The following is a 25,709-nucleotide window of genomic DNA, read 5'->3' on the forward strand; positions in this document are numbered from 1 at the left end:
TATTGATGAAAGCCATTTGGAAAAATACGGTTATTGCTGAAAGTACTGAAACAAAAACAGTAGAAAGCAACCATTATTTCCCCATGGAAAGCATTAAAAAAGAATACTTCAAAAATAGCCAAAAGCAAACCCGCTGCCCTTGGAAAGGCTTAGCTTCCTATTTCAGCATAGAAATAGATGGTGAGAAAAACGAAGATGCCGCATGGTATTATCCAAAAGCAAGTTACGCTGCCAAGCCTATCCAAAATCACGTCGCCTTTAAAAACGGAGTAGAGATTAAGGAGTGACAAAAAGTATATTGGAAACTTAGAATTTTGGTTTCTTAGATAGTATCTATCTTTTATAATTTTCTAAAGCCTTTACCAAAATATCCAATTCTCCTTCGGTATTAAAATAGTGGAAACTTACCCGCAGACCTTCACCACGTTGAGAAACAATAATATCTTTTTCTCGTAAATATTGATACAATTTATCGTCGCCTTTAATATTGAAAATTGATGAATGATCGCCTCTTTTCGCAACGGTATGCTCCAGCAAATCCATCTCGGTAAATACTTTTTTAGCCTGAACCTTAAGAATATTCACCTGGTCTTCTATCGTAGAAATTCCGATTTGTTTGATCATTTTCAATGCTTCCCCTAAACTCCCATAGTTTAAAGTATCCTGATGGCCCGGTTCAAATTTGCCTAAAAAATTGCCTTCGTGTGCTTTATATTTCCCCTGTAACGAACCAAAACCTAAATGCTTTGGTGAAACTTTACCCTCGATGTCTTCATTGAAAAGCATAAAACCATTTCCATAACCGGCATTTAACCATTTGTAAGTACTGGAAATTATAACATCTATTCCGGTAGCATCAAAATCGAAAGCTTCAGTTCCCAAATACTGTGTCCCGTCAGCAATAAAAATAACTTCAGGAAAGTCTTTTTTCAACTGAGTAAGAAAAGCAGTGCTTAGTTTAATTCCGTTGATATATTGCACAATGCTAAATGCGAAGAAATTTGGTTGTTCTTTCTTTAAAGCTTCAACAATATTTTCTTCTAAAAATTCATTAATTTCAGCATAACAAATGTCAAAATCCCTGGATTCTACCGCCCAATTGATCGATGGGTAATCATTTTTCAGCAATAAAACTTTTTTAGGTTTTTCAATACCTTCTAAAAGCGTATTAAAACCATATGAGAAATTAGGCACCAGCCCTACTCTATTTGGGGCACAACTAAAAGCCTCGCCAACTTTTTCACGAACGCTCGTTAAAAGTTTACTTTGTCCTTCTTTTAAAACACTTCCAGAAATTAAAAAATCGAGATCATGCTCTTGCCGAAATTCTAAAACTTTCTCGTTTAGCAAGCCTGAAGCTGCGGTGTTTAGGTAAGTATATCGCTCTAAAACAGGAAAGCCTTTTCTTAAATTACTCATAAGCCTTAAAGAATTCAGTTCTAAAAAATGTAAATTTGTTAATAGCACTAAAGTACCTTTATTTATGTTCTCGAAAAAGAAAAACACTTCTAAAATGGACGCCGAACAGCGTGAGTTGTACGAAAACGCCAGAAAAAGAACTCTTCAGAAAAAAAGATTATTTCAGCATTTTATAGTATTTCTTAGTGTCTCTATTTTGGCTATAATTCTAAATGTGGTGATAGGTTTTAAAGAAGACCTGTTATTATTGGGCTATAATTGGTTTGTTTGGATTGTGCTTATTTGGGGATTTATTTTCTTAATTCATTTTTTTAATGTGTTTTTAGTGAACACATTTATGGGTAAAGAATGGCAGGCCAAACAAATAGAAAAACTGGTTGCTAAGCAAAAAGAAAAAATTGCTAAGCTTGGGCGACAGGTAGAACAGGATTACCCCCTGCCCGAAAAAAACTATAAACAAAATATTGGAGAAAATAGCACTAACGAAAAGTTTAAACCCATTTCTCCTGATAATCCAAACCAACCAAACAACCACTAGTATATGATTACCATGATCGCGGCAGCAGCCGAAAATAATGCTCTAGGAAAAGAAAATGATCTCTTATGGCGTCTGCCAGACGATTTTAAGCGTTTTAAAGAGCTTACCAGTCACCACCCAATAATAATGGGGCGTAAAACATTTGAAAGTTTTGATGGTATGCTCCCAAATAGAACACATTTTGTAATTACCAGAAATGAAAATTACGATCCCGGTAAAGGTGTGTATGTCGTAAAAAGTTTATCACTGGCTTTAAAAATTGCTCAGGATCTGGATCCTAATCCTTTTATTATTGGAGGTGGGGAGATTTACAAAATGGGATTGGATAGAACTGATAAAATTGAACTTACCCGTGTTCATGAAAGCTTTGATGATGCCGATACTTTTTTTCCTGAAATAGATGAGGAAGAATGGACGTTAACGGAAGAAGTTTTTCATGAAAAAGACGAAAAGCACAAATACTCTTTTAGTTACCTAACTTATGAGCGTAAATGAAACTTACCAACCACTTTTTAAACTAATTGAAGAAAAAAACGATCTAAAAATTAACAATATCAATCAATTATCTGGTGGTGATATTAATATTGTTTTTTTGCTAAATACTTCGGAAGGTAAAAAAGTAATAAAAATAAATAGCGCGCAGCGTTTTCCAGGAATGTTTGAAGCTGAAATGGAAGGAATGAAAGCTTTAAAAGCGGCTAAAGCTATAGACGTTCCCAAAATGATCGATGTTTATACTGAAGCCGGATACTCATGCCTTCTTATGGACTATCGGGAAACAGGTCCTAAATCTTCAAATTTCTGGACTAATTTTGGGAAACAAATAGCCGATCTTCATAGAAATACACAACCAAAATTCGGTTTTTCTGAGGACAATTATATTGGCAGCTTACCTCAGCAAAATAAAGAGCATGAAAATATTATTGATTTTTATATAAAAGAACGACTTCAGCCCCAATTCAAACTAGCTAAAGAGCAAGGATATAGTCTAGGTGATACTAACAAATTTTGTTCAGAATTATACAATATTATTCCGCAGGAAAAACCAGCATTAATTCATGGTGATCTCTGGAATGGTAATTACCTGGTAAACGCTCAAGGCAATCCCTGCCTTATCGATCCCGCTGTTGCTTATGCACCCCGAGAAATGGATCTATCGATGATGAAGCTTTTCGGTGGATTTGATGCTGAATTATTCAATACTTATTCTGAAGAATTTCCTTTAGAAAAAGGCTTTGAAAATCGTATTTCTATTTGGCAACTTTACTATTTACTTGTTCATCTTAACTTATTTGGTACCGGCTACTTAGGTTCATGCAAAAACATTATAGAACGCTATACCTAATTTCACAATTCTTAACAGCAAACTGGCGGTTTTTAGCAGTTTCTTAGCGCCTTAGCGATTTTTGTAATCGTATCTTCATTAAAAATTAAAACTATGAGCACAGAGAATTTAGAATATAGTGAGGCAAGAAAGAAAATGAAATCTATGGTAGAAGATATTAAAACTGCCATGATGATTACAAATATTGGTTCTAAGCCGGTAGATGCGATCCCAATGACCACTAAAAAAGTGGATACTGAGGGAAATATTTGGTTTCTAAGCGGTATGAATAGTGATCACAACGGGAATATTGCTAAAGATAGTGATGTACAACTTTTATATAGTGATCCAAAGGATTATGAATTTATAAGTATCTATGGACAGGCTTCTATAGTAACTGAAAAAGATATTCTGGAAGATCTTTACAGCAAAGTAGATGATACTTGGTTTAAAGGAGAGGACGATCCAAATTTAAGCGCACTTAAGATCGATCCAAAAGAAGCTTATTTTTGGGATACCAAATCCAATAAATATGTTTCACTATTTAAAATGGGTGTAGCTGCGGTTACAGGCGATCAAAAAGATATTGGAGAAAAAGGAAAATTAGATTTGTAATTAAAGATGTATTTGTCGAAGAAGGCCTCGCAACTATTTTTTGTTGTGAGGTCTTTTTTATTCTTGCTATTTTTGCCATAGATTCCTTATTTTTTCTTCGGAAGAAATGATGATATTATTTATAATTTCGAGTTTCGAAACTGCAATAACAGGATCGAGAAAGCTATTAAAGCCTTTTTGAAAGGATAAAATTTAGAAAATGAAAGCATACGTTTTTCCCGGACAGGGAGCACAATTCTCAGGAATGGGAGCAGATCTTTATGAAAAATCTGCTGAAGCCAAAGAATTATTTGAAAGAGCAAATGAGATCCTGGGCTTCTCTATCACGGATATAATGTTTAGTGGATCTGCTGAAGATTTAAAACAAACTAAAGTTACTCAACCCGCAGTATTTTTGCATAGTGCTATTTTGAGTAAAGTTTTAGGAGCAGATTTTAAACCAGATATGGTTGCCGGGCATTCCCTTGGAGAGTTTTCTGCACTTGTGGCTAACAACACCTTAGAATTTGAAGACGCTTTAAAATTAGTTTCACAACGCGCAACGGCAATGCAAAAAGCATGCGAAATCACTCCATCTACAATGGCCGCAGTTTTAGGTCTAGAAGATGAGTTAGTAGAAGCTGTTTGTGCTGAAGTTGATGGTACCGTTGTTGCTGCAAATTATAACTGCCCAGGACAATTAGTAATTTCTGGTGAAATCAGAGCTGTTGAAAAAGCTTGTGAGGAATTGAAAGCACGTGGTGCTAAACGTGCACTGCTTCTTCCGGTTGGAGGAGCTTTTCATTCGCCGCTAATGGAACCAGCAAGAAAAGAACTTGCAGCTGCCATTGAAGCTACAAACTTCAAGAATCCAAGCTGTCCTATTTACCAAAATGTAAGTACTACTGCGGTTACCGATCCGGTTGAAATTCAGAAAAATCTGGTATTTCAATTAACTGCTCCGGTAAAATGGACACAATCAGTACAAAATATGATTAAAGACGGAGCTTCAAGCTTTACAGAAGTAGGCCCTGGTAAAGTATTACAAGGACTTGTTAAAAAAGTAGATCGCAAAATGGAAACTTCTTCTGCGACGATATAGTTATTAAAAGAGGAATAACCTAAGTATAAAAAAAGCCCAAATTCAATGAATTTGGGCTTTTTTTATTTAGAATATTTTGGTACTAATTAAATATAAAAATAGAGCATGCTTTCTAAGCATTCACAAATTCGATCAATTCTTTAGTAATAAATTCAATTTGCTCTTCATCCAACTCGGTATGCATTGGCAAGGAAATTACCTCTTTAACTAATTGATTGGTTACTTCAAAATCGGCTTCATTATAGCGCTCATCAGCATAAGCTTTTTGTTTATGAAGCGGAATTGGATAATACACACCGCAAGGAATTCCTTTTTCTTGAAAATGCTTTACCAAAGCATCTCGTTTTCCATTAGTAATTTTTAAAGTATACTGATGAAAAACATGAGTATCATCTTCTCCAACTCGAACAGGAATTTTTATATTTTCCTGTCCTTTTAAAGCGGCATCATAAAGATCTGCTGCTTTTCTTCTGGCAGCATTATAAGCATCAAGTTTCGGCAATTTTGCTCTTAAAACCACAGCTTGCAAACTATCTAATCTTGAGTTTACCCCAACAACATCATGGTGATAACGCTCGTACATACCATGATTCACGACACCACGTATGGTATGCGCTAATTCATCATCATTTGTAAAAATAGCTCCTCCATCGCCATAACAACCTAAATTTTTAGAAGGAAAAAACGAAGTAGCTCCAATATGACCGATTGTTCCGGTTTTATAAGAATTCCCAGTTTTATCGTGATAACTCGCACCAATCGCCTGTGCGTTATCTTCAATTACAAAAAGATTATGTGCCGCAGCAATATCCATAATGGCATCTAAATTTGCAGTTTGCCCAAACAAATGTACCGGCACAATCGCTTTAGTTTTTGGTGTAATTGCTTCTTTTATTTTTTCAGGATCGATGTTAAAGGTATCTGGCTCTACATCTACAAGAACCGGAGTTAAACCTAAAAGAGCGATAACTTCTACCGTTGCAGCAAAAGTAAAATCGGCTGTTATCACCTCGTCTCCCGGTTTTAAGCCTAAGCCCATCATTGCGATCTGCAAGGCATCAGTCCCATTACCGCAAGGAATTACGTGTTTTGCACCAAGATATTCTTCCATTTCCTTCTGAAAATTCTGAACTTCAGGCCCGTTTATAAACGCAGTTGAGGAAATAACCTCATCAAAAGAAGAGTTAATTTGATCTTTTATTCCTTCGTATTGACCTTTAAGGTCAACCATCTGTATCTTTCTCATTTGTTTTTTCTTGTGAATTCAAAATTACGAAATATAGCAGCTATTGCCATACATTTTTATTGAAACCCCTACTTTTGTATTCTAAATTCGGTGTTTTGAGAGGTATTTATAATTTACTTACTTATTTAACTAAAGCAGCATTACCTATTCCTGCAAAATTCAATCCAAAACTTAAATTGTTTGTGGCCGGAAGAAAACAGGTTTTTAGCGAACTGGAGAAATTAGATTTCTCTAAAGATTGGGCTTGGTTTCATGCAGCATCATTAGGCGAATTTGAGCAGGCTGTACCAATTATGGAAGCATTGAAGAACAACTATCCAGATTATAGAATTCTGGTAAGTTTTTATTCTCCATCTGGTTACGAGAACAAAAAAGAACATCCATTAGCCGATGCAATTGTTTATTTACCCATCGACACTCCTAAGAATGCAAAACGCTTTGTATCTATTATAAAACCAAAGCTTGCTTTTTTTATTAAATACGATATTTGGCCAAACTTTCTAAAGGAATTAAAAGAAAATAAAATTCGCACATTTTTAATTTCTGGAGCATTTAGAAAAGAACAGATCTATTTTAAGTCCTACGGAAGTCTCTTTAAAGAGTCCCTAAAGGTATTTGAACACATATTTCTTCAGAATGAATCTTCAAAGCAGCTTTTAAAAACGATTAATATTGAAAATACCACGGTAAGCGGTGATACTCGTTTTGATCGTGTGGCGAGGCAGCTAGAATATAATAATCAACTTGATTTTGTAGCCAAATTCAAAGAAAATAAAACCTGTATCGTTGCCGGAAGCACCTGGCCAGAAGATGATGCGATTTTGTTAGATTATATAAATACGGCACCTGAAAATGTAAAAATCATTATTGCTCCCCATGAGATTAAGCCTGAAAAAATTGAGCGACTAAAAGCTCAATTTGTAAAGAAAACAGTATTATTTTCAGCAAAAAAGGATGCTGAAATTAACCAATTTCAAGTGCTAATTATAGATACGATTGGATTATTAACCAAAATATATAATTATGCTGATATCGCTTATGTTGGTGGTGCAGCGGGTACAAGTGGTTTGCATAATATTTTAGAACCAGCAACATTTGGTATCCCGATAATTATCGGTAAAAACTTCGAAAAATTTCCAGAAGCCAGGCAACTTCAGAAACTCGCCGGATTATTTTCCGTTGCTTCCTCAGATGAATTTAAAAATGTTACAACTAAACTTGTTGAAGATAAAACATTCCGAGAAAAAACAGGAATGATAAGTGGGCACTTTATAAATAGCAATACCGGGGCTACTTCTACTGTTATTTCCTATTTAAAAAAACACAACTCTTGAATTTAGTCGATTTTAACATTTGTTACTAAAATTGATTAAAAATATATCCTCTGGATAGTATTAATCGTAATTTCGATCTATAAAAGAATATTTAGATATGAAACGATTAATGGTAATAGGCGGATTTTTAGCTATAACAACGGGTTCATTTTGGTCTTGCCGTGAAGAACCTCAAAAAACTGTCGTAAAGGAAAAACAAGTTGAGAAGCAAGAGAATGAAGGAATTCTAGAGCGTACAGCAAAAAAAGTAGATAAAAAAGTTAACAAAGAAATAGATGAAGAAATTGATAAGATTGGCGATGATAATTAAAGTGTATTAAGAAATTTTCAGATAAAAGGAAAGATTTAGAAAATTCTTAATAAAATTTTAGAATAATTTTTTATCCGTCTGTCTTTCTACACCTTACATTTATCCTAACCAAAAAAACTAATTTTTATGAAGCGTTACTTTTTAATTTTAGCTTCATTCCTTACTATTTCTCTTACGATGAATTCTTGTAGAGAGACTGCGAATGAAGATACCGATGATACTGAAGTAAATGACGGTATGATAGAAGATAAGTCAGATGACTATGACGACATGAATGATGATGATAACGGTGTTAAAGAAGATTTAGAGCAAGCTGCAGATGACACAGGAGATGCCATAGAGAATGCTGCTAATGAAACTGGGGATGCCATTGAAAATGCGGCTAATGAAACCGGAGATGCTATCGATGAAGCAGCAAACGAGACAGAAAATGCTGTAAATGATGCTGCCGATGAAATTGATGGATCTGACGATTATTAACAAAGACAAAAACAAAATTATGAAAAGAGGTTTAATTATTTTAACGGCATTGGTTACCACGCTAATTTTGACATCATGCCGAGAAGATAAATCGGGTGTAGAAAAAGCAGCCGATAGTGTTGAAGATGCGGCTGATGACGTTGGCGATGCAGTAGAGGATGCGGTTGATTAACACTGAGCAAAACTAACCATTAAAAATTAAAAAAGGCAGTCTAAAGATTATTTTAGACTGCCTTTTTTATTAATTCTATTTTAAAAATACTAGCTAAGTTTTTTCAATAGATATTCTGCTACCAATTCAGAAGAAGCGGGATTTTGCCCGGTAAATAAAAGACCATCTTCCACAGCATAGGCCTGCCAATCTTCTTTTTTAGAATAAATTCCTCCTTTTTCTTTAAGCATATCTTCTACCAAGAAAGGAACAACATTAGTAAGCTGCACACCTTCTTCCTCGCCATTGGTAAAACCAGTTACCCTTTTACCTTTTACTAATGCTTCACCTTCAGTATTTTTCACATGCTTAAGTACTCCAGGTGCATGACATACGGCTGCAACAGGCTTAGCGTTGTTGTAAAAGCTTTCTATTAGGGCAATAGAATATTTATCTTCTGCCAGATCCCATAATGGTCCATGACCTCCTGGATAGAATACTGCATCATAATCCTCTTGTCTTACACCCTCTAATTTTAAGGTATTCGCTAGCTGATGCTGCGCTTCTTTATCCTCATCAAAACGTTTTGTGGAAGCGGTCTGAAAGTCTGGTTCATAGCTTTTAGGATCGATTGGTGGTTGTCCTCCTTTTGGTGAGGCTAAAGTAATTTCAAAACCTTGATCTTTTAAGATATAATATGGTGAAGCAAATTCTTCAATCCAAAAACCAGTTTTTTCTCCAGTATCTCCTAAATCTTCATGACTGGTTAAAACAAACACTAATTTTTTCATAACATTTTCAATTTTATATTTCTTAATAATGCAAACTTCATTAAGCCAGCACTAACAAAAAATGATTTATAATTTCAGTTGTAATTTTATTACATCGCAAAATTACCCTGAATAGTAATCGCAAAAATTGATCTATGGTAAGAAATCAGAATGTGCTCACTTCCTTACGGATTCGGCTTAAACTTTCTGTAGTAATTCCCAGATAAGAAGCGATATGATAGTTTTTAACGCTTTGCTCGATATTCGGATACGCTTTAATAAAAGCGAGATAACGTTCTTTTGCTGGCAGTGATAACCCGGCTAAAATTCGTTTTTGAAAACTTGCAAAAGCTCTTTCCATTTTTCTTCGGAAAAAAGATTCTAGTCTCGGGATTTCTAAAAATAACTGTTCCATACTAGATTTCGAGATTCGATATAATTCAGCATCTTGTAAACATTCGATATGCATCAATGATTTAGAAGCACTAAAAAAAGCAGTATAATCACTTATCCACCAGTCGTGAATGGCAAACTGCAGCGTAAATTCTTTCCCAGACTGATCTATAAAATACGTTCTTAAGCATCCAGACTGTACGTAATATTGGTAATTTACAGTTTCCTCTGCTGTTAAAAGCAATTCACCTTTTTGCAACTCTACCCGATGTACATGTTCTTGTAGAATGTCAAGATCTTCATTTGAAAAAGACACCTGCTTAAATATCTGGGATAGGATATAATTTTCGATAATTTAATCTATTATTATGAAGCAGCTTCGTTTCTATACGATTTAAATTGTTGCAGCTCTCTTTTGAGTTCTTCCATCGATTGTTGCAGTTGCTGAAATAATCCATTTTCTGAAGGATTATCGAGGTTAAAAGTAAGTTTACTATTTACCTGCCATAATTCCTGAATATCACCTAATTTCACTTCTATAGGCAAATATTCTTCATTTAAAGAAATCAATAAAAGTTTAGAAGGATCTGGAAGCCGCTGAATTTTCTTGATTAAAACGGAATCGTACATCACTACCACGTAAACCCGATTATTATTAACCTCGTCCATCCCGCCAACACCTTTGGCCATTACCCACTCCCCTGGTCTATAATTGGGTAACATACTATCACCCTCTACCTGAAAACCGCGGTAACTAGCGTTTCTAAATTCTGGTAAGGGAATATCGAAAGCTGGTAATTGAGTGTACCATTCTACATCCTGAACGTTATGAGGATAACCTGCAGCCGCCTTTTGATTGACCATAACAATATTCTCATTATCTCCAACGCGATCTACTGTCACAACCTTTGGACTAACATCTCCTTTTGAAATTTTTAAATACTTTTGGCCGCTATCTCCAAAAAGCCAAAGGGGATTTATACCAAATTGTCTTAAAAGCTCTGCCACAACCCTCCCAGATAGTTTAGTCCTGCCCCGTTCGATATCTGCTGTAGAGTTTTTAATTCCTAAAACTTCAGCAAATTCTGCCTGGGTAAAATTGTTTTCTTCTCTTACTTCTTTAAAATGCTTAATTTCGATGGATGGTACGGCCATAATTTCAGTATTAGGAATTATTCCATGCAATATGATGATTATCTGGATTAATTCCAATTTTTAAAACAAATATTTTGATGAAGAAAACGGTATTTATTTTAATTTGCTTAATTTTCAACTTTAGCTTTTCTCAAAACTTACCAGAAGGATTTGTTTACTTATCTGAAGTTATTCCAGACATTGAAAGTGAACTTAGATATTTAGAGAACCATAATTTTACCGGAAGACCAGTCCCCGGCTACGAGAGCAATAAAATAATTTTAAGCTCTCAAGCTGCCAAAGCTTTAGAAAAAGTACAGCAGGAACTTGAAAATGAAGGATATTGTCTAAAGATATTTGATGCATATCGCCCGCAACGAGCAGTTGATAGTTTTATAGCTTGGTCTAAAAAAGCAGAGGATACTTTAAATAAATCTGAGTTTTATCCTAATAAACGAAAAATGAATTTATTTAGTTTAGGATATATCGCTACAAAATCTGGTCATTCTAGGGGTAGTACAGTAGATTTAACTATTATAGATGCAAACACACTTGAAGAAATAGATATGGGCGGAAATTTTGACTTTTTCGGGGAGCGCTCTCATCACAATTTTGAGGATCTCAATAAAAATCAGCGTCAAAACCGAGAATATCTTAAATCTATAATGTCTAAATATGGATTTCGACATTATAGCGAGGAGTGGTGGCACTATACTTTTAGAAATGAGCCTTTTCCAGAAACGTATTTTAATTTTATAATCAAATAAAATTTAACAAAACATCCAATTAAACAGTCTTTATTTAACTTTAAATTCAATGTTTTTTATAAATATTTAAACTTTAATTAAAGTATTTTTGAGAAAAACCTACCAATAATGCAGAAAGTTAAATCACTTGGACTTCGAAAGAGATTGAAACAATTGAAAGATAAATACGATTTCAATAATCTAGATCTTCAGATTCTCAAAAAAGTACAGAATTATCAAATAAAAAGTATTTGCTGCACTACGGATGGTGGATTTGATAAGAATACAGGAGAATTTTACACAGATGAAAGAACTTTAAATTTCAAAATAAAGATCGTATATCAAAGAACTCCTAACTCAACACTGGAAACCGTACTTCTTAAAGCTGAAGAAGCAGATCATGAACATCTTTTTAGATTTCCCGAAGATGATATAAAACTAAACAAAGCTGTATAACTAATTCACAAATAAGAGCATATTTTTTTAGATTTAATTTAAATAACATCTTAATTATTTAAGTAATACATATTTTTCCTATTTTTCAGTGGATACTTGTTACCAAAGAAATGGAAAAAGAAAATGTTAGGCACGAACTGTTAAGTAGTTTTAAATTTCAGGATAAAACTTCAGAAAAAATTCTTGACGAATTAACTCAAATGGCTTCCGCTATTTGCGATACTCCTATTTCATTAATTAGCCTTGTTGGTAAAGAAAAGCAGTTCTTTAAGTCTAAAATTGGACTCGATATCAAGGAAACTCCTATAGAAAGCTCATTTTGCAGATATGCCATTAATAATCCCCAGGAAGTTTTAATTGTAGAAAATCCTCTTGAGGATATGCGTTTTAAAGATAATCCATTAGTAGTAGGAAAACCTCATATAAGATTTTATGCCGGCGCACCTCTTATTACCGGTAGCGGTGTTGCTTTAGGCACATTATGCGTGATCGATAAGAAAAAACGTAAATTAACCTCAACTCAAATTGAGGCGCTTCAAATTTTAAGTAATCAAACAATAGATTATTTAGAACATAAAAAAGAGCATATAAATCAAACCGATTTATTGAGAAAAAGCATAAATAAATTCAATAAATTAAGTAATCACTCTCTGGATGCTTTATTTCAGTTAGAAGTAAATGAAGATAAAAACGTTCAGTTCACTTATATAAATGCGACTTTAAAAAAGCTCTTACCTCAGCTAACCCCTGAAGAATTTAAAAAAAATCCATTTAAGGCCTTACCATTTGTACATCCAGACGATCGATTAAAAGTAGAGAACACTTTTATTGAAGCTATAAAAAATAAAAAGGAATTGGATGTTACCTACCGAGTTAGCAAGCCTAATGGCGACTATGCATGGCATCAATCTCGTGCATTTCCAGACAACCAGGCGGGAAAACGAACAGTTTGGTACGGAAGTTTTAGGGACATAACCGATAAAAAGAATTATATAGATTTACTTGAACAAATTATTTTTGACATCTCACATATAATGAGAAGACCTATCGCCAATATGCTTGGGTTGATTCATTTACTGGAAGTATCATCTACTGAGGAAGACATGCTAAACAATAAAGAAATTATTAAATATATAAAAGTTGTTTCTGAAGAGATTGATGTAGAGATAAAAGGTCTAAACGAAAATTATCAAAAAATAAAGAAAAGTTTCAGCAAACTATATTAAAAAAAAATGCCCTAATATCTTAGGGCATTTTTCAAAACTAATCTTAAAGAAATAACGAAATATTTAATTTTTCACAACTCCGAAATGAGGCTCGAAACTGTCGCTACTAGACCAACTCAATTTTCCGTTGTAGTATATCTTATCTTGAATTATATATCGATCACCTTTTAAGTACTCACTTTTAATGGTGTCTATATCTCTCTCATTCCACTGTACTAAGGTAAGTGGTTCTTCTTCGTCAGAATAGTTCTGTACAATTCTCATTCTATATTCATCTCCAGATTTAAAAACAACAAAACTTCTAGGTAGATCGCTTGTTTCATCATAAACTTCCTGCGCTTTCCCATTTTCCACATAATAAAGTTTTATTTCGTCTGAATTGATACTATTAGGATGACTAGGATCTAAAAGATTTTCTCCACGTTGATTCTCAACTGTAATCTCGACTGCTACATCCAAATTAAAAGTATCTGCACCTGGTCTTTCCTGACTACATCCTATTGTCAAAAAAGCTATTAAAAGTCCTAAAAGTATTTTTGTTCTCATGCTGTTCTTAAGATTTGTTATCTATTATTTCGTTTTGTAAAATTAAAAAATAATAGACACGAAAAACTTATAAAACTCGATGAAAAACACTTAAATAATGAAATCACATGATTTTAACTATATTTTGTAAGTCCTTTCCTACATTTAGATACAAATAAAAGCTTTACAGCTATAAAAATGTAAGAATTTACGCTCAATAATTACAGTGCTAAACCGTTTATCCATGGATAAAACACCTATTTTTAAGTGATAAAACAGGATTAAATGCACAAAAAAACCTCCAATTAGAGGTTTTTTATCGATAAAATTTTCGTTTTATATTTTAATTATCAGAAAAAGCTTTTTCAATTCTAGCAATTAAATCTTTATAATGATATCTACTCAATCGGTCTGAAGTTGAATATTGCATACGATTTATCTGAGCTTTTAAATTCTCTAATTCACCACGCATCAATGCAATAACATCTGTGTTTGCGACTTGATTCCCATTTTCAATTTCATTAATATAGCTAACGCCTATATCTACGTAAGTTCGCTGTAAATTTCTACGATATGCATCTACTTTTTCTCCACGATAAAGTTCGGTAAAAACTCCGTTTCTCAAATCATCAAAAAGTTCTAATACTGAATAGCTATTACCATGTAATTGCTGATTCTCTACCATTCTTAACAAACGATCTTCGTCAAGTAAATAACTTAAAACTCTAGTCTGTAGTTTTTGAATACGCTCGATTGCTCCTGTAGACTGTATACGATCTAAAATTTCTTTATCTAATAACCAATCTGGCGTTGTAAAAGCATTCTGATTTAAAAATTCTACTGCTTTTTCCTGAATATCATCCGGAACTGGTGAGTAAACGACACCTTCTTGATCTGCGGTTTTCCTTGTCTCATAAACACCCCCAACATTAGTAACTACATGATAAAGATAGCCTCTCCAAAGGCTTATAAGTTCTCCGTAAACTTCTTCTAAATCATTATAACCATACCCATCTTTTGTTGTCCAATCGATCAAGTTAGGTACAACTTTTTTCATGTTAGCTAAACCATATTCGCTAGCTTTTACCTGATCTTTACCTAAGCTTTCTCGCTGTGATTGAGGATCGCGACCACCATAACCACTTCCAAATTCATAAATAGGATCGCCAGCTTTTTCAAGGATCCATTTATCCAGACTTTCTTTCTCGTCTGCAGAAGATTTTGCTTCTGGCAAATAACGATAGCCCCAATTAATGGCATAAACATCATAAGGCCCCATCATTCTAATATATCGCACGCCTTTGTCCTCTGGCTGCGCCACATAATTTACACGGGCGTAATCCATAATCGACGGTGTAAGTCCATATTTTTGTGTAAACTCGGCAGAGCGTAATGAATCTGTTGGATAAGCAGCACTGGCTTTCATGTTATGTGGTAAACCTAAAGCGTGACCCACTTCGTGTGCAATTACCATTCGCATCATTTCTCCAATTTCCTCTTCAGGAGTTTCTAAAGTTCTGGCATTTGGATTTTGCGCACCAGCTTCAATCATAAACCTGTTTCTGTAAGATCGAAGGTGATTGTGATACCAAATGATATCACTTTCTATAATTTCACCAGTTCTAGGATCTGTTACAGATGGTCCTACAGCATTTCTGGTTGTACTAGCTACATAACGCACAACCGAATATCTTACATCCTCTGGACTAAAATCTGGATCTTCTTCTTTAGATGGTGGATCTTTTGCAATAATCGCATTTTTAAAACCAGCTTCTTCAAAAGCTTTATTCCAATCTTCTATACCTTTTTTAAAGTAAGGTCTCCAGCGTTTTGGTGTTGCAGGATCTAAATAATAAACAATTGGTTTTACAGGCTCAACTAATTCTCCTCGTTTGTAAGCTTCAATATCCTTAGGCTCTAAACGCCATCTTCTAATAATCTCATAATCATCAGATTTTAAGGCTTCAGAATTATAATCGTATTTACCAATGGTAAACCAACCTACACGATAATCGGCAATTCTGGGCATCATTTTATCTTCAGGCAGAAGAATCATAGACTGATTCATTAACATAGAAATGGTACTGGCTTGCCCACGTTCTGGTGGCTCTTCAGCATCATACGTCATTACGTGTCTCACTTCTACATTTTCAGGGAAAGAATGCACTTCTTCAATATAAGACCTGCTTTTATCTAATCGCTTTACCTTATATTTTTTTCGTGCAGATGCATCCATAGCGTTGATCGCCGCAACTTCATCTTCAAAAAGATTAGTAACATCAATCACATAAGCACTGCTATCTGGCGTCATGGTCTCTATAGCAGCGCTATAAAGAATCGGCTCAAAATTATTCGCTTTAACCGACTTATAAATTGGTGATTCCTCATCGCTCTGATTTTCAAAGCTCATCACTCTTACATCAATATTTTTTCCGCGCTTATTCCACCGTACAACCTGCTCGTTTACCTTAGAGCCTGCGTTTACATAACCGCCGCCATAACCAGCAGGTGCTTTAGCAATCCTGCTTACCCAAAGCATATCTTTATTAAATAATGAATCTGGGATTTCAAAAAAGACCTTATTATCCAACTTGTGCGTAGTGAATAATCCACGATCTGAAATTGCATCATTTGTAATTACTTTGTTGTAGGATTTAAGATCTCCTTTCTTTTCTGTTTGGGGAACTTCTGTGACAGGTTTAGAAGTTTTACAGCCAACACTTAGTGCTGCCAATACTCCAATCGCTAGTACTTTTTTTATCATGAAGGTTTTAAATTTTCCCACAAGGTAAGTAAAGTTCAATTTATGTGAAAAAAACGAGAGATATCCGGCTTCGACTCAAAAATGGACGAGACAGCAAAATCATTTCAGAATAAAAATAATTTTAAAGCCATATAATATCACTGTGATCTAGTCTGAAAATATTTTTTTTAACAATTATAAATTTTGAAATAAACTGTTTTTCTTGAAAAGAAAACAGCCTATTTTATGCTTAATCTGAAGTAGTCTTTTATTATAATTTATAATTCGCTATTTTTAAAGAGTATTTTTTAAATAATTGACACGTATTAATTTTATAGCTATAAATTTCGCAATAAAAGCAATAGTTTTTTACTATCAAAAAACTAAAAAACATAATAATTAGTTATTTATTTTTGACCAGGTATTAATTAAAATCTTAAGTTATGTCAAACAATAATCATCAAGACAATCCAGATAATCATAAGGTTTGGGAAGTAAATGATTCTAGTAAATGTCCTTTTTTGGGCGGATCCAAAAAATTTACAGCAGGAACTGGAACTACCAATAAAGATTGGTGGCCCAACCAGCTAAATCTAAGAATATTGAGTCAGCATTCCTCAAAAACCAATCCTATGGACGAGGATTTTAATTATGCTTCAGCATTTAACCAACTAGACCTAAAAGCAGTAAAACAAGATCTTTTTGAATTGATGACCGACTCACAAGATTGGTGGCCGGCTGATTATGGCCATTATGGACCATTTTTTATCAGGATGGCATGGCACAGCGCGGGGACTTATCGTATTGCTGATGGTCGTGGTGGCGCAAGCTCGGGATCACAACGTTTTGCGCCTTTAAATAGCTGGCCAGATAATGCGAATTTGGATAAAGCAAGGCTACTTTTATGGCCTATTAAACAGAAATACGGAAAAAAAATTAGCTGGGCAGACCTTATGATCCTTGCCGGAAACTGCGCTTTAGAATCCATGGGATTCGAAACTTTTGGTTTTGCTGGTGGTCGTGAAGATATTTGGGAACCCGAAGAAGATATTTATTGGGGATCTGAAGGCGAATGGCTAGGAAACAAAGAACGCTATGAAAACGGAAATACTTTGGAAAATCCGCTTGGCGCTTCACATATGGGATTAATTTATGTAAATCCTGAAGGGCCTAACGGAAATCCAGATCCACTAGGTGCTGCGAAAGATATTAGGGAAACTTTTGGCCGTATGGCAATGAACGATTATGAAACCGTAGCATTAATTGCCGGTGGTCATAGCTTCGGGAAAACACATGGTGCTGCCGATCCTGAAAAATATATTGATGCTGAACCTGCCGGAGCAACAATCGAAGAAATGAATTTAGGATGGAAAAATACTTTTGGAACAGGAAATGCGGGCGATACAATTACTAGCGGACTTGAAGGTGCCTGGACGACCACTCCCACAAAATGGAGCAATAACTTCTTCGAAAATCTATTTGGTTTTGAATGGGAACTTACCAAAAGCCCCGCCGGTGCCCATCAATGGAAACCTAAAGACAATGCCGGCGCAGGCACCGTTCCAGATGCACACGATCCTAATAAAAAGCATGCACCTTTTATGCTTACCACCGATCTTGCGCTTAAAATGGATCCCGAATACGAGAAGATTTCAAGGCATTTTCACGAAAATCCAGATGAATTTGCCGATGCTTTTTCTAGAGCCTGGTTTAAATTAACCCATCGTGATATGGGGCCACTTTCAAGATATTTAGGACCAGAAGTTCCTAATGAAGAATTGATTTGGCAGGATCCCGTACCGGCTGTAGATCACGAATTGGTAAATGCTGAAGATATAGCTATACTGAAGGAAAAGATACTAAACTCAGGATTATCAGTTTCAGAGCTTGTTTCTACCGCATGGGCTTCAGCTTCAACTTTTAGAGGTTCAGATAAACGTGGTGGTGCCAATGGTGCAAGAATTCGTTTAGAGCCACAACGTAACTGGGAAGTAAACAAACCGGCACAACTTCAAAAAATAATATCAAAATTAGAAGAAATTCAGGCTGATTTTAATGCTTCTTCGGAAAGAAGAATCTCTTTGGCCGATTTAATTGTTCTTGCCGGTAACGCAGCGATCGAAAAAGCAGCAAAAGATTCCGGAAGCGATATAACACTTGAATTTTCACCGGGACGTACCGATGCTACTGAAGCGCAAACCGATGCTGACGCTTTTAATGCATTAGAACCGGAAGCTGATGGGTTTAGAAATTACGTAAAGGGTAGCGAAAGTATAAGTACTTCAGCAGAAACCATGCTAATCGATAGAGCGCAATTGTTAACGCTAAATGTTCCTGAATTGACGGTTCTTTTTGGCGGACTTAAGGTATTGGACATTAACTATGACGGTTCTAAAAAAGGAGTTTTTACTGAAAAACCCGGCGTTTTAAGTAATGATTACTTTATGAATTTGTTGGATATGAGTACCACATGGAGTTCTACAAATGACGCTCAAACCGAATTTGCCGGAAAAGACCGAAAAACCGGAGAAACAAAATGGACGGCCAGCCGTGCCGATCTAATATTTGGTTCGAATTCTGAACTACGAGCCCAAGCTGAAGTTTATGCCTGTTCTGACAGCCAGGAGAAATTTTTAAAAGATTTCGCCAAAGCCTGGACTAAAGTCATGAACTTAGATCGTTTTGATTTAAAATAATAATAAAGTTGATTCTTAAATAACAAAGAGGCTGTCTAAAAAGTTAATTTTCGTCAACCTGAACTTGTTTCAGGTTCTCATAACGATTTTTAAATCAATCAGACGAGATTCTGAAATAAACCTGTCTGCCGACAGGCAGGTTCAGAATGACGTTTTGGATATTTTCAGACGGCCTATTTGTATTATAAAAAAGACTAGTCCGTTTTATTAATTTTAATAACCTGAGGTCGATATTCTTCACTATCCATTCTTTCTAATTTACCATTTTTAAAATAATAATAACCGGTCCTTTCCAGTTCATATCCATACTTCACTTTATAAACCGTATACTCTTTATACATTGCTACAAGCTGTTCATATTTTGCTACATCTTTAAATTCTTCTAGAGACATACCAATGCTTATAGCTGGTGCTTTATAAGCATAACACGAAAGTAAAAGGCTAGAAAAAATAATAGCCAGACATGTATTTTTAAACATAATTTGGTTTTATTTTCCGAACACAAAAATTCAGCCAAAATATATTATAAAAGAGAAAATGGTTTAAACTCACAGCAAATATGCACTATTAAAAATAATGATCTCACCCTGAAGAAATACCTTTCGGAAAGTTCTAAATTAAAAATTTCTTTTTAAGAAAAAGTCAAAAGATTTAGTAATATTCAAATGTCATTTCTTCTACAGTTCCATCTAAATATTTTCTACTTTCATAGATGGGATAATTTTCATCGTTATATTTAAATGTAGACTCATAAGAATATATAAATTCAATATTACCTTCAGAATCCCAACTATTGTAAACGATAGTATTCCCCATCTCCTTTCCTCTAAAGAATTCTAATGTTTCGTTTTTGTTTGCTCTATTTTTATCATCTCGTATACGTTGCTCTTTAAAAGATAATTCACCGTTAAAATTATATCGAGAAGATTCTACACTACAATTTGAATCTATATAATTAAATGTTCTTTTTGAAGATAAATTATCGTTTACATCATAATCCTCATAATTGACGTACCCACAATTATCATTAGAAAAGTTATATATTCTATAACTTACCATTTGATTCTTAGAATCATACTCATCCCTTACAGATATATTCTCCGTAAGATTATAATATTTGAATAATTGAATCAATTTATTTGAAGAATCATAGTTCTTTATGAAAATTGTATCGTTAGAATATTTAATATTCTCTTGTCGCCACAATTTTCCGTTTCTATAGTATTCCCTAGAAGAAATTAAATTATTTTTATAAGTATACTTTCTAAAAACAAGACCATCTAAATTAACTTGTTTTATAAATAATTCCTGAGGCTTTAATACTTCATTTGAATCATCATTTGAACAACTTAAAAGTATAAGTGATATGAAGATTAAGTAAATTTTTTTCATTTTTATTTCTCAAATTACTAATTAGTTGATTATTTAATTTCTCGCTGGATTACGATAAATCAAACTAACTATAAGACTTATATTTTCTATTTAACATATTTACTTTTTGACTATCTGCTTTTTATAATAATCAATCTTTATCATTGCAGACTTGATCAGGAATCTCATAGATATTTAAAAATAATATTGTTGAGGATGAGCTCCTGAATTGCCCCAAATCCCGGAAGATTTCAAACCTAATCATATATCTAATAATAACGATCTTAGCAAGAATATCAATTCAGAATTCAATTTTCGATACAATTCTTGCAAGTCATTTTTTCTACGTCAATGTGCTGCAATTTTAAGTTAAATTCTTGTTAACACAAATAAAATAGATAATTTTATTTCTACACTGGAGAGTTAGATTTAATCCTTTATTATTAGATAGCATGCTAGTCATCTAAAATTACCCCCTTTAATATTACAATCCTATCCAAGCAAATTAAGATTAGCTAATTTAGTTACTTATTCCAATTAAATTTATTACATCAGAAAATTCGAAAGATACTGTCTATTAAGACATATATATAATCAAGAAAAATTTCAGTTCAAAGACAGAAATTCTCTAAATCCAAAAGATCAAACTGCTTAAAATAAATTTTTAAGCATCCTCCAGTCTAAAAACAATAATCAGTGTCAGATATAGTGCGCTCTGAAACCATGTCCGCTATTCCCTGAAAAATATTTAATGGATATTCCGCCCAACGGTTACATAAATATAAGTACCACTCTTTTCCGTATACGATATAAATTCGGCAATTATAACCGTCATCTTTATACTTTTGGAATTCTTCATTTCTAATGCCCAATAATCTTTCCATCACATAATTGGTGGGCTTATATTTTTCGATTAATGCAATCGTCTGCTTATATATTTTTTCATCATGCGAGGCTATGGCACATTTATGGTTATTCGTTAAAAGTTTCTCTACATATCCCAAATAAATTTCATCAAGCTTATCCCCACGTTCTATCGATAATCCCCTTGCAGTTTCATAGGCTCCTTTTACCATTCGTATACTGCCAGACAACTGGGACACTTCTTTAAAATCATCTTTCGTCCTTTCCAGATAAGCCTGAAGCGTTATTCCAAGATTTTTATGCGTTTTTAAAGTTTCTTTATACACCTCCAGAATACTATCGGTTCTGTCCTTGCCTTCCATACTGATAATAACTTCCTGATTCATTTTGCCAGCCTCTTCACAAATGGCTTTTAAGTTTTCCATTGCCAGTTCTTTCGAGATAAGCAGACCAATATGTGATAGATCTAAAGAAATAGAAGAATTAAGATGATCTTTTTTAACTGCTCTGGCAAAATTGATAAATTCAGCGGTCGCTTGGTTGGCATCTTTTTCATTCCGAATACTTTCTCCCATAAAATCGGTCGTAACTTCGTATCCCTTTTCATTCCATTTCCGAACCGAAGAGTGTTTCCTTTATCGTTTCCCCACCAATATATCGATCTGCTGCTTTCTTTAAAACCTTAAATAAGACTTCATTATTTAATATAAAATTTTTCGCTTCTTCATTTAAGGCTGCTTTTTTCAGGCTATCTGCCCCAAGCCTTAATAAGCTTTGTTCTTGTTTCATGACATTTGAATATTTTATGGGATTATACTTTTAAAAACCGATTTAAAATCGCCTAATACCTCTTATTTATTCTCCTTCCCCAATTGCTCTATTTTGGACAAGCATTTTTTTCTGAATTCCTCACTCGAACTCTTTATAGGAGCGATGTAACTAACTTTAACCGGATTGACTCCACAAAACTGAAGGGTTCCTTTTTTAAACTGATTCAGCGCCGGACTTTTCATAAAAAGACGATCATACCACTTTGGCGTATCGGCCGTCATGATGATCCTTGCTGTTTTCCCTTTTAATAGCTTTTTGGGAACCGACTTTCCCGGTTCGTAATCAAACATAATTCCGGATAAAAAAGTCCGATCAATAAAACCTTTCATCAGTGCAGGATAACCATACCACCACATTGGGAAAACCCACACCAGGTGATCTGCCGCTTTAATTTTTTCTATGGAAGACAAAAGATCCGTCTCCAAATTTAACCGCTTACGATAACCGAATTGCAGATTGGGATTAAAATCCAATTCCCGAATATTAAGTAAGTTTACTGAGGCATTGGACTCTTTCGCACCTTTTTGGTAAGCTGCTGCCAATGCACTATTAAAACTTTCCTGATCTGGGTGCCCGTTTATAATTAAAACCTGTTTATTTTTCATATACTTCTTTCTTTGATGCAATACTACAGACATCAGGAAAGTGTAGAAAGGACAAATGTCTAAATCGGAGTTCTATTTAATCCTCATTGAGGATTTAATTCCCCGTCCCGATAGCAATCGAGATGCCCTCGAAATTATAAAAAGTTTTTCCGATTCATATCTTGCGGGCTTGCTCCCAAGTTCTTGATTAGCATACCGTAGGCTGACTGAATTTTTTGCAAAATATTTTGTCTCGAAGCTTCCATTTTGGTTGTATTTCGATATCAATTTTCTTTAAAAATGCACTTCATGCGCCAAAAATACCTTCATTAATCGAATTCAGGTTCTAATTATAAAAGTTGACTTCGCAGCCTGCTTAAATGTCTTTGGGTGATCCCAAGGTAAGAGGCAATATACTTTAAAGGCACCTGTTGAATGATTTCTGGATGGTTGGCTATTAAATCGGCATAGCGTTTTTCGGCAGATACCATTTGCAGCATCAATAAGCGTTCTTCCATTAAAACATAGGATTGCTCTGTAAAATGATTTGAAAACTTAAGCCATCCATAACTAGAACGTATTAAGTCATGATACTGCTTTTCTTGAATCATTAATACCTCGACATCGGTTAAGGCCTGAATATATTCGAATGTCCTTTTCCCGGTAAGAAAAGAAGAATAAGCTGTTATAAATGTATTAGGAAAAGTTAAACAATAGGTAACCTCTTCATCCTTGCCGGAAAAATAGTAGTTTCTAAGCGTCCCGGAACTTATAAAAGCGATCCAGTCACAGGTTTTCCCGGCTTCTATAAGCAGTTCATTTTTCTTGTAAAATTTAGGAGTAAAAACTGTTAAACCTCTTTTGATATCCTCTTCCGATAAATCACTAAAAGATCTAAATACTTTTTCCAGCGCTTCTTTCATCCTGATGGTATTTCGGTTAAAACGAACCTTTTCGAGTACTCTTAAGTGGTTTAAGCACATGTTTTTATGAGCCTCGCCATCTGAATTTTCAATAATTATTTATTATACTCTTTATATACATTAAAATCGATAACCTAATTTAATCCCATAGCGAATAACCTGGTCGTGATCCGTTTTATCAGCATTAAAAAGTTGTTTTCCATAACCAAAATTAAATTCAAAAATAAATCCACTTTTCGTAATCCATTTGCTACCTAGCCCTATACCTAGAGATAAATCATACACATCTGGATTTTCAGTATATGTGAGCGGCTTTTCAGTATCATAGACTTTTTTACCGTCAATTGAACTGAACGTTCCAAAACCTTCGAGAAAGAACCCTGCTGCATATTTCTTACCAAAATACCTTCTGTAATAAGGTGTAAGGGAATAATTCATATCCTCATCAATTTTGTCCGTAAACAAATAAAGACCTGAAACCCCTAAAGATGATTTACTATTTAAATTCCTCTCATAAATTGCTTCAACTGATCCACTAAGTAAAGGTTGAATTATATCAACTTTTATTTCGTTTTGTTCCTTATACTGATTGTTCGTACCATTCTGTGCATTAGTAGCAAAAAATGAAAATAACAAAGCTAAAATAAAGAGGGACTTTTTCATAAAATATGATTTAAATTATTTGAAGGCAAATTTCAAATATCATGGATTAGAAAAGGTTCCAAAAGCTTAAAATCCTATAAATTGGGACTTATTTTTCAGAGTTCTTATATTCATTTGGTGTCTGACCAGTAACTTTTTTAAAAGCTTTGTAAAAAGTAGTTTTCGAAGTAAACCCAGCTTCTAATCCTATGGCCAACAAACTGTAGTTTTCATATTCAGAATTTGAAATCATTTCCTTTACAGCTTCAACTCGATATTTATTGATGTAGAAAGCAAAGTTATCACCTGTTACTGTGTTTATAATTTGTGAAACATATCCAGCACTTATACCTAGTTTTTGAGCAACTTTTTCTCTATTTAATGTATTATCGGTATAGATGTGATCATCTTTGCAAAGTATTTCTAGTTTTTGAAAATAAAGATTATCTGCCGTCATAGATTCCCTATCTACTTCTGAATCACTATTTTCTACAAATTCCTGATTGATGTACGAAAGAGCTAAATCTTTATTCAGAAAATTATGGATTGCATCTTTGTTTTTGGCTAGTTTGTATTTGTAAATACCTATGTAGGCTGTCCAATGAACTATCAAGGTAGCAGATATCGCTAGTACATTCATAGTATAAGAAATGTCATATTGAAAAAATAAGCCGGCTAAGCAGGTAATAAGCCAAGCAAATAACAATGTGGAAACAATTGTCAATAAAGTAATTATCCATTTTTTTTCCTGTGAATTTTCTAAATATCTTATCAGAAAATAAGAGTACAGCGGCAGGAATGGGATAAAAATAATGGCTAAAATAAGATGAATCAAACCAAGTATTTCGATTAGATCAATACCGGGCTCAGGAATGGTATAAATCCCTGCAACACGATCAAGATCGTATGCGATATTAAGGACAGCGGAATAGGCAAATGGAATAAAATACAAATATCCTTTTTGTCTACTTTTCACAGTATCATCAATCCTATTTATTACAAACAGGAATAGGAAAGCAGGTATCAGAAATACCCACTCGATGTGCTCAATAAAGCGCAGAATAGGATAGGAAGTAGCTGCTTTTTCGATTTCAAAAACATGATTCAATAAAATAATTGAAAGTGTAAATATCAAATATGCCAGATATTTATTTGAATTACTATTGAACAAGGAAGACTTTAAAATAACTAAGCCCAGAACAATCCCCTGAAATATTGCAATATTTAAAATCGTTGTATAAATCAAATTTTAATAGAAAAGTTGTTTTTGAGATTTGTGTGGAAATATCATTCTTTAATAGGTAGCT

General features: G+C 34.1%; 29 protein-coding genes. 14 read left to right on the top strand and 15 right to left on the bottom strand.

Features of this window, described 5'->3' with window-relative positions:
* Positions 1 to 5: 5 nt before the first annotated feature.
* Complete coding sequence (locus PBT91_RS14260) at positions 6 to 287, top strand: DUF427 domain-containing protein (protein WP_270059128.1); 282 nt, start codon at positions 6 to 8, stop codon at positions 285 to 287.
* Positions 288 to 333: 46 nt separating this feature from the next.
* On the opposite strand, the gene PBT91_RS14265 is transcribed toward PBT91_RS14260, so the two are convergent.
* Positions 334 to 1,419, bottom strand: coding sequence for an aminotransferase class V-fold PLP-dependent enzyme (locus PBT91_RS14265; RefSeq protein ID WP_270059129.1), 1,086 nt, complete (start codon positions 1,417 to 1,419; stop codon positions 334 to 336).
* A gap of 94 nt (positions 1,420 to 1,513) precedes the next feature.
* Here PBT91_RS14265 and PBT91_RS14270 point away from each other — a divergent pair, with 94 nt between their 5' ends.
* The 5 genes from PBT91_RS14270 (at position 1,514) to fabD (ending at position 4,977) form a co-directional block, all read left to right on the top strand.
* Positions 1,514 to 1,957, top strand: coding sequence for a 2TM domain-containing protein (locus PBT91_RS14270; RefSeq protein ID WP_270059130.1), 444 nt, complete (start codon positions 1,514 to 1,516; stop codon positions 1,955 to 1,957).
* Positions 1,958 to 1,960: 3 nt separating this feature from the next.
* On the top strand, positions 1,961 to 2,452 hold the full coding sequence (locus PBT91_RS14275; RefSeq protein ID WP_270059131.1) for a dihydrofolate reductase: 492 nt from the start codon (positions 1,961 to 1,963) through the stop codon (positions 2,450 to 2,452).
* Complete coding sequence (locus PBT91_RS14280) at positions 2,439 to 3,302, top strand: fructosamine kinase family protein (protein WP_270059132.1); 864 nt, start codon at positions 2,439 to 2,441, stop codon at positions 3,300 to 3,302. The genes PBT91_RS14275 and PBT91_RS14280 overlap by 14 nt, the downstream gene beginning before the upstream one ends.
* A gap of 93 nt (positions 3,303 to 3,395) precedes the next feature.
* Positions 3,396 to 3,896 carry a pyridoxamine 5'-phosphate oxidase family protein gene (locus PBT91_RS14285; protein ID WP_270059133.1) on the top strand — a complete coding sequence of 167 codons (501 nt, stop codon included), beginning with the start codon at positions 3,396 to 3,398 and terminating at the stop codon, positions 3,894 to 3,896.
* Between the two features lie 199 nt (positions 3,897 to 4,095).
* On the top strand, positions 4,096 to 4,977 hold the full coding sequence (gene fabD, locus PBT91_RS14290) for an ACP S-malonyltransferase (RefSeq protein WP_270059134.1): 882 nt from the start codon (positions 4,096 to 4,098) through the stop codon (positions 4,975 to 4,977).
* A gap of 112 nt (positions 4,978 to 5,089) precedes the next feature.
* Here the strand turns inward: fabD and PBT91_RS14295 are convergent, their stop codons facing one another.
* Complete coding sequence (locus tag PBT91_RS14295) at positions 5,090 to 6,223, bottom strand: DegT/DnrJ/EryC1/StrS family aminotransferase (protein ID WP_270059135.1); 1,134 nt, start codon at positions 6,221 to 6,223, stop codon at positions 5,090 to 5,092.
* 74 nt (positions 6,224 to 6,297) lie between these two features.
* Here PBT91_RS14295 and PBT91_RS14300 point away from each other — a divergent pair, with 74 nt between their 5' ends.
* From PBT91_RS14300 to PBT91_RS14315, 4 genes are all read left to right on the top strand, one after another.
* A complete protein-coding gene (locus PBT91_RS14300; RefSeq protein WP_270059136.1) occupies positions 6,298 to 7,557 on the top strand; it encodes a 3-deoxy-D-manno-octulosonic acid transferase in 1,260 nt (419 codons plus the stop codon).
* Between the two features lie 97 nt (positions 7,558 to 7,654).
* Positions 7,655 to 7,867, top strand: a complete 213-nt coding sequence (locus PBT91_RS14305; RefSeq protein ID WP_270059137.1) for a hypothetical protein — start codon at positions 7,655 to 7,657, stop codon at positions 7,865 to 7,867.
* A gap of 126 nt (positions 7,868 to 7,993) precedes the next feature.
* Positions 7,994 to 8,347 carry a hypothetical protein gene (locus PBT91_RS14310; RefSeq protein WP_270059138.1) on the top strand — a complete coding sequence of 118 codons (354 nt, stop codon included), beginning with the start codon at positions 7,994 to 7,996 and terminating at the stop codon, positions 8,345 to 8,347.
* Positions 8,328 to 8,519: a hypothetical protein gene (locus tag PBT91_RS14315; RefSeq protein WP_270059139.1), complete on the top strand. Its 192-nt coding sequence runs from the start codon at positions 8,328 to 8,330 to the stop codon at positions 8,517 to 8,519. Before PBT91_RS14310 ends, PBT91_RS14315 begins: the two co-directional genes overlap by 20 nt.
* An 89-nt stretch (positions 8,520 to 8,608) precedes the next feature.
* On the opposite strand, the gene PBT91_RS14320 is transcribed toward PBT91_RS14315, so the two are convergent.
* The 3 genes from PBT91_RS14320 to PBT91_RS14330 all read right to left on the bottom strand — a co-directional run bounded on the left by PBT91_RS14320 (position 8,609) and on the right by PBT91_RS14330 (position 10,816).
* Entirely contained in the window at positions 8,609 to 9,289 is a 681-nt protein-coding gene (locus PBT91_RS14320; protein WP_270059140.1) for a type 1 glutamine amidotransferase domain-containing protein, read from the bottom strand.
* A gap of 145 nt (positions 9,290 to 9,434) precedes the next feature.
* On the bottom strand, positions 9,435 to 9,977 hold the full coding sequence (locus PBT91_RS14325) for a Crp/Fnr family transcriptional regulator (protein ID WP_270059141.1): 543 nt from the start codon (positions 9,975 to 9,977) through the stop codon (positions 9,435 to 9,437).
* Positions 9,978 to 10,027: 50 nt separating this feature from the next.
* The gene (locus PBT91_RS14330; protein WP_270061475.1) at positions 10,028 to 10,816 is read right to left on the bottom strand and encodes an XRE family transcriptional regulator; all 789 of its coding nucleotides are present in this window, start codon (positions 10,814 to 10,816) and stop codon (positions 10,028 to 10,030) included.
* Positions 10,817 to 10,893: 77 nt separating this feature from the next.
* Between PBT91_RS14330 and PBT91_RS14335 the strand changes: the two genes are divergently transcribed.
* From PBT91_RS14335 to PBT91_RS14345, 3 genes are all read left to right on the top strand, one after another.
* Positions 10,894 to 11,562 (top strand): M15 family metallopeptidase, encoded by a 669-nt coding sequence (locus tag PBT91_RS14335; protein ID WP_270059142.1) that lies wholly within the window; start codon positions 10,894 to 10,896, stop codon positions 11,560 to 11,562.
* Between the two features lie 108 nt (positions 11,563 to 11,670).
* Positions 11,671 to 11,997 carry a hypothetical protein gene (locus PBT91_RS14340; RefSeq protein WP_270059143.1) on the top strand — a complete coding sequence of 109 codons (327 nt, stop codon included), beginning with the start codon at positions 11,671 to 11,673 and terminating at the stop codon, positions 11,995 to 11,997.
* 110 nt (positions 11,998 to 12,107) lie between these two features.
* Positions 12,108 to 13,223, top strand: a complete 1,116-nt coding sequence (locus tag PBT91_RS14345; protein WP_270059144.1) for a PAS domain-containing protein — start codon at positions 12,108 to 12,110, stop codon at positions 13,221 to 13,223.
* A 63-nt stretch (positions 13,224 to 13,286) separates the two neighbouring features.
* Here PBT91_RS14345 and PBT91_RS14350 read toward each other — a convergent pair whose 3' ends face one another.
* Entirely contained in the window at positions 13,287 to 13,769 is a 483-nt protein-coding gene (locus PBT91_RS14350) for a hypothetical protein (protein WP_270059145.1), read from the bottom strand.
* 322 nt (positions 13,770 to 14,091) lie between these two features.
* On the bottom strand, positions 14,092 to 16,512 hold the full coding sequence (locus PBT91_RS14355) for a zinc-dependent metalloprotease (protein ID WP_270059146.1): 2,421 nt from the start codon (positions 16,510 to 16,512) through the stop codon (positions 14,092 to 14,094).
* Positions 16,513 to 16,934: 422 nt separating this feature from the next.
* Between PBT91_RS14355 and katG the strand changes: the two genes are divergently transcribed.
* Positions 16,935 to 19,187 carry a catalase/peroxidase HPI gene (gene katG / locus PBT91_RS14360; protein ID WP_270059147.1) on the top strand — a complete coding sequence of 751 codons (2,253 nt, stop codon included), beginning with the start codon at positions 16,935 to 16,937 and terminating at the stop codon, positions 19,185 to 19,187.
* A 194-nt stretch (positions 19,188 to 19,381) separates the two neighbouring features.
* Here the strand turns inward: katG and PBT91_RS14365 are convergent, their stop codons facing one another.
* The 8 genes from PBT91_RS14365 to PBT91_RS14400 form a co-directional block, all read right to left on the bottom strand.
* A complete protein-coding gene (locus PBT91_RS14365) occupies positions 19,382 to 19,579 on the bottom strand; it encodes a hypothetical protein (protein ID WP_270059148.1) in 198 nt (65 codons plus the stop codon).
* Positions 19,580 to 19,838: 259 nt separating this feature from the next.
* On the bottom strand, positions 19,839 to 20,321 hold the full coding sequence (locus PBT91_RS14370) for a hypothetical protein (protein ID WP_270059149.1): 483 nt from the start codon (positions 20,319 to 20,321) through the stop codon (positions 19,839 to 19,841).
* Between the two features lie 917 nt (positions 20,322 to 21,238).
* A complete protein-coding gene (locus PBT91_RS14375; protein ID WP_270059150.1) occupies positions 21,239 to 21,997 on the bottom strand; it encodes a proline dehydrogenase family protein in 759 nt (252 codons plus the stop codon).
* A gap of 28 nt (positions 21,998 to 22,025) precedes the next feature.
* Entirely contained in the window at positions 22,026 to 22,211 is a 186-nt protein-coding gene (locus tag PBT91_RS14380) for a hypothetical protein (protein ID WP_270059151.1), read from the bottom strand.
* Positions 22,212 to 22,273: 62 nt separating this feature from the next.
* Positions 22,274 to 22,858, bottom strand: a complete 585-nt coding sequence (locus PBT91_RS14385; RefSeq protein WP_270059152.1) for an NAD(P)H-dependent oxidoreductase — start codon at positions 22,856 to 22,858, stop codon at positions 22,274 to 22,276.
* Between the two features lie 329 nt (positions 22,859 to 23,187).
* Positions 23,188 to 23,820, bottom strand: coding sequence for a Crp/Fnr family transcriptional regulator (locus PBT91_RS14390; RefSeq protein WP_270059153.1), 633 nt, complete (start codon positions 23,818 to 23,820; stop codon positions 23,188 to 23,190).
* Positions 23,821 to 23,880: 60 nt separating this feature from the next.
* Positions 23,881 to 24,423 carry a DUF3575 domain-containing protein gene (locus PBT91_RS14395; protein ID WP_270059154.1) on the bottom strand — a complete coding sequence of 181 codons (543 nt, stop codon included), beginning with the start codon at positions 24,421 to 24,423 and terminating at the stop codon, positions 23,881 to 23,883.
* Positions 24,424 to 24,511: 88 nt separating this feature from the next.
* Positions 24,512 to 25,648, bottom strand: a complete 1,137-nt coding sequence (locus PBT91_RS14400) for a helix-turn-helix domain-containing protein (RefSeq protein WP_270059155.1) — start codon at positions 25,646 to 25,648, stop codon at positions 24,512 to 24,514.
* Positions 25,649 to 25,709 lie beyond the last annotated feature (61 nt).

The sequence above is a fragment of the Zunongwangia sp. HGR-M22 genome, assembly GCF_027594425.1.
Taxonomy (GTDB): domain Bacteria; phylum Bacteroidota; class Bacteroidia; order Flavobacteriales; family Flavobacteriaceae; genus Zunongwangia.

Excerpts from the sequence above, each read along its gene's own strand:
- PBT91_RS14260 (WP_270059128.1), top strand. The coding sequence starts at position 6 with ATGAAAGCCATTTGGAAAAATACGGTTATTGCTGAAAGTACTGAAACA.
- PBT91_RS14265 (WP_270059129.1), bottom strand. The coding sequence starts at position 1,419 with ATGAGTAATTTAAGAAAAGGCTTTCCTGTTTTAGAGCGATATACTTAC.
- PBT91_RS14270 (WP_270059130.1), top strand. The coding sequence starts at position 1,514 with ATGGACGCCGAACAGCGTGAGTTGTACGAAAACGCCAGAAAAAGAACT.
- PBT91_RS14275 (WP_270059131.1), top strand. The coding sequence starts at position 1,961 with ATGATTACCATGATCGCGGCAGCAGCCGAAAATAATGCTCTAGGAAAA.
- PBT91_RS14280 (WP_270059132.1), top strand. The coding sequence starts at position 2,439 with ATGAGCGTAAATGAAACTTACCAACCACTTTTTAAACTAATTGAAGAA.
- PBT91_RS14285 (WP_270059133.1), top strand. The coding sequence starts at position 3,396 with ATGAGCACAGAGAATTTAGAATATAGTGAGGCAAGAAAGAAAATGAAA.
- fabD (WP_270059134.1), top strand. The coding sequence starts at position 4,096 with ATGAAAGCATACGTTTTTCCCGGACAGGGAGCACAATTCTCAGGAATG.
- PBT91_RS14295 (WP_270059135.1), bottom strand. The coding sequence starts at position 6,223 with ATGAGAAAGATACAGATGGTTGACCTTAAAGGTCAATACGAAGGAATA.
- PBT91_RS14305 (WP_270059137.1), top strand. The coding sequence starts at position 7,655 with ATGAAACGATTAATGGTAATAGGCGGATTTTTAGCTATAACAACGGGT.
- PBT91_RS14310 (WP_270059138.1), top strand. The coding sequence starts at position 7,994 with ATGAAGCGTTACTTTTTAATTTTAGCTTCATTCCTTACTATTTCTCTT.
- PBT91_RS14315 (WP_270059139.1), top strand. The coding sequence starts at position 8,328 with ATGGATCTGACGATTATTAACAAAGACAAAAACAAAATTATGAAAAGA.
- PBT91_RS14320 (WP_270059140.1), bottom strand. The coding sequence starts at position 9,289 with ATGAAAAAATTAGTGTTTGTTTTAACCAGTCATGAAGATTTAGGAGAT.
- PBT91_RS14330 (WP_270061475.1), bottom strand. The coding sequence starts at position 10,816 with ATGGCCGTACCATCCATCGAAATTAAGCATTTTAAAGAAGTAAGAGAA.
- PBT91_RS14335 (WP_270059142.1), top strand. The coding sequence starts at position 10,894 with ATGAAGAAAACGGTATTTATTTTAATTTGCTTAATTTTCAACTTTAGC.
- PBT91_RS14340 (WP_270059143.1), top strand. The coding sequence starts at position 11,671 with ATGCAGAAAGTTAAATCACTTGGACTTCGAAAGAGATTGAAACAATTG.
- PBT91_RS14345 (WP_270059144.1), top strand. The coding sequence starts at position 12,108 with ATGGAAAAAGAAAATGTTAGGCACGAACTGTTAAGTAGTTTTAAATTT.
- PBT91_RS14350 (WP_270059145.1), bottom strand. The coding sequence starts at position 13,769 with ATGAGAACAAAAATACTTTTAGGACTTTTAATAGCTTTTTTGACAATA.
- PBT91_RS14355 (WP_270059146.1), bottom strand. The coding sequence starts at position 16,512 with ATGATAAAAAAAGTACTAGCGATTGGAGTATTGGCAGCACTAAGTGTT.
- katG (WP_270059147.1), top strand. The coding sequence starts at position 16,935 with ATGTCAAACAATAATCATCAAGACAATCCAGATAATCATAAGGTTTGG.
- PBT91_RS14365 (WP_270059148.1), bottom strand. The coding sequence starts at position 19,579 with ATGTCTCTAGAAGAATTTAAAGATGTAGCAAAATATGAACAGCTTGTA.
- PBT91_RS14375 (WP_270059150.1), bottom strand. The coding sequence starts at position 21,997 with ATGGGAGAAAGTATTCGGAATGAAAAAGATGCCAACCAAGCGACCGCT.
- PBT91_RS14380 (WP_270059151.1), bottom strand. The coding sequence starts at position 22,211 with ATGAAACAAGAACAAAGCTTATTAAGGCTTGGGGCAGATAGCCTGAAA.
- PBT91_RS14385 (WP_270059152.1), bottom strand. The coding sequence starts at position 22,858 with ATGAAAAATAAACAGGTTTTAATTATAAACGGGCACCCAGATCAGGAA.
- PBT91_RS14390 (WP_270059153.1), bottom strand. The coding sequence starts at position 23,820 with ATGTGCTTAAACCACTTAAGAGTACTCGAAAAGGTTCGTTTTAACCGA.
- PBT91_RS14395 (WP_270059154.1), bottom strand. The coding sequence starts at position 24,423 with ATGAAAAAGTCCCTCTTTATTTTAGCTTTGTTATTTTCATTTTTTGCT.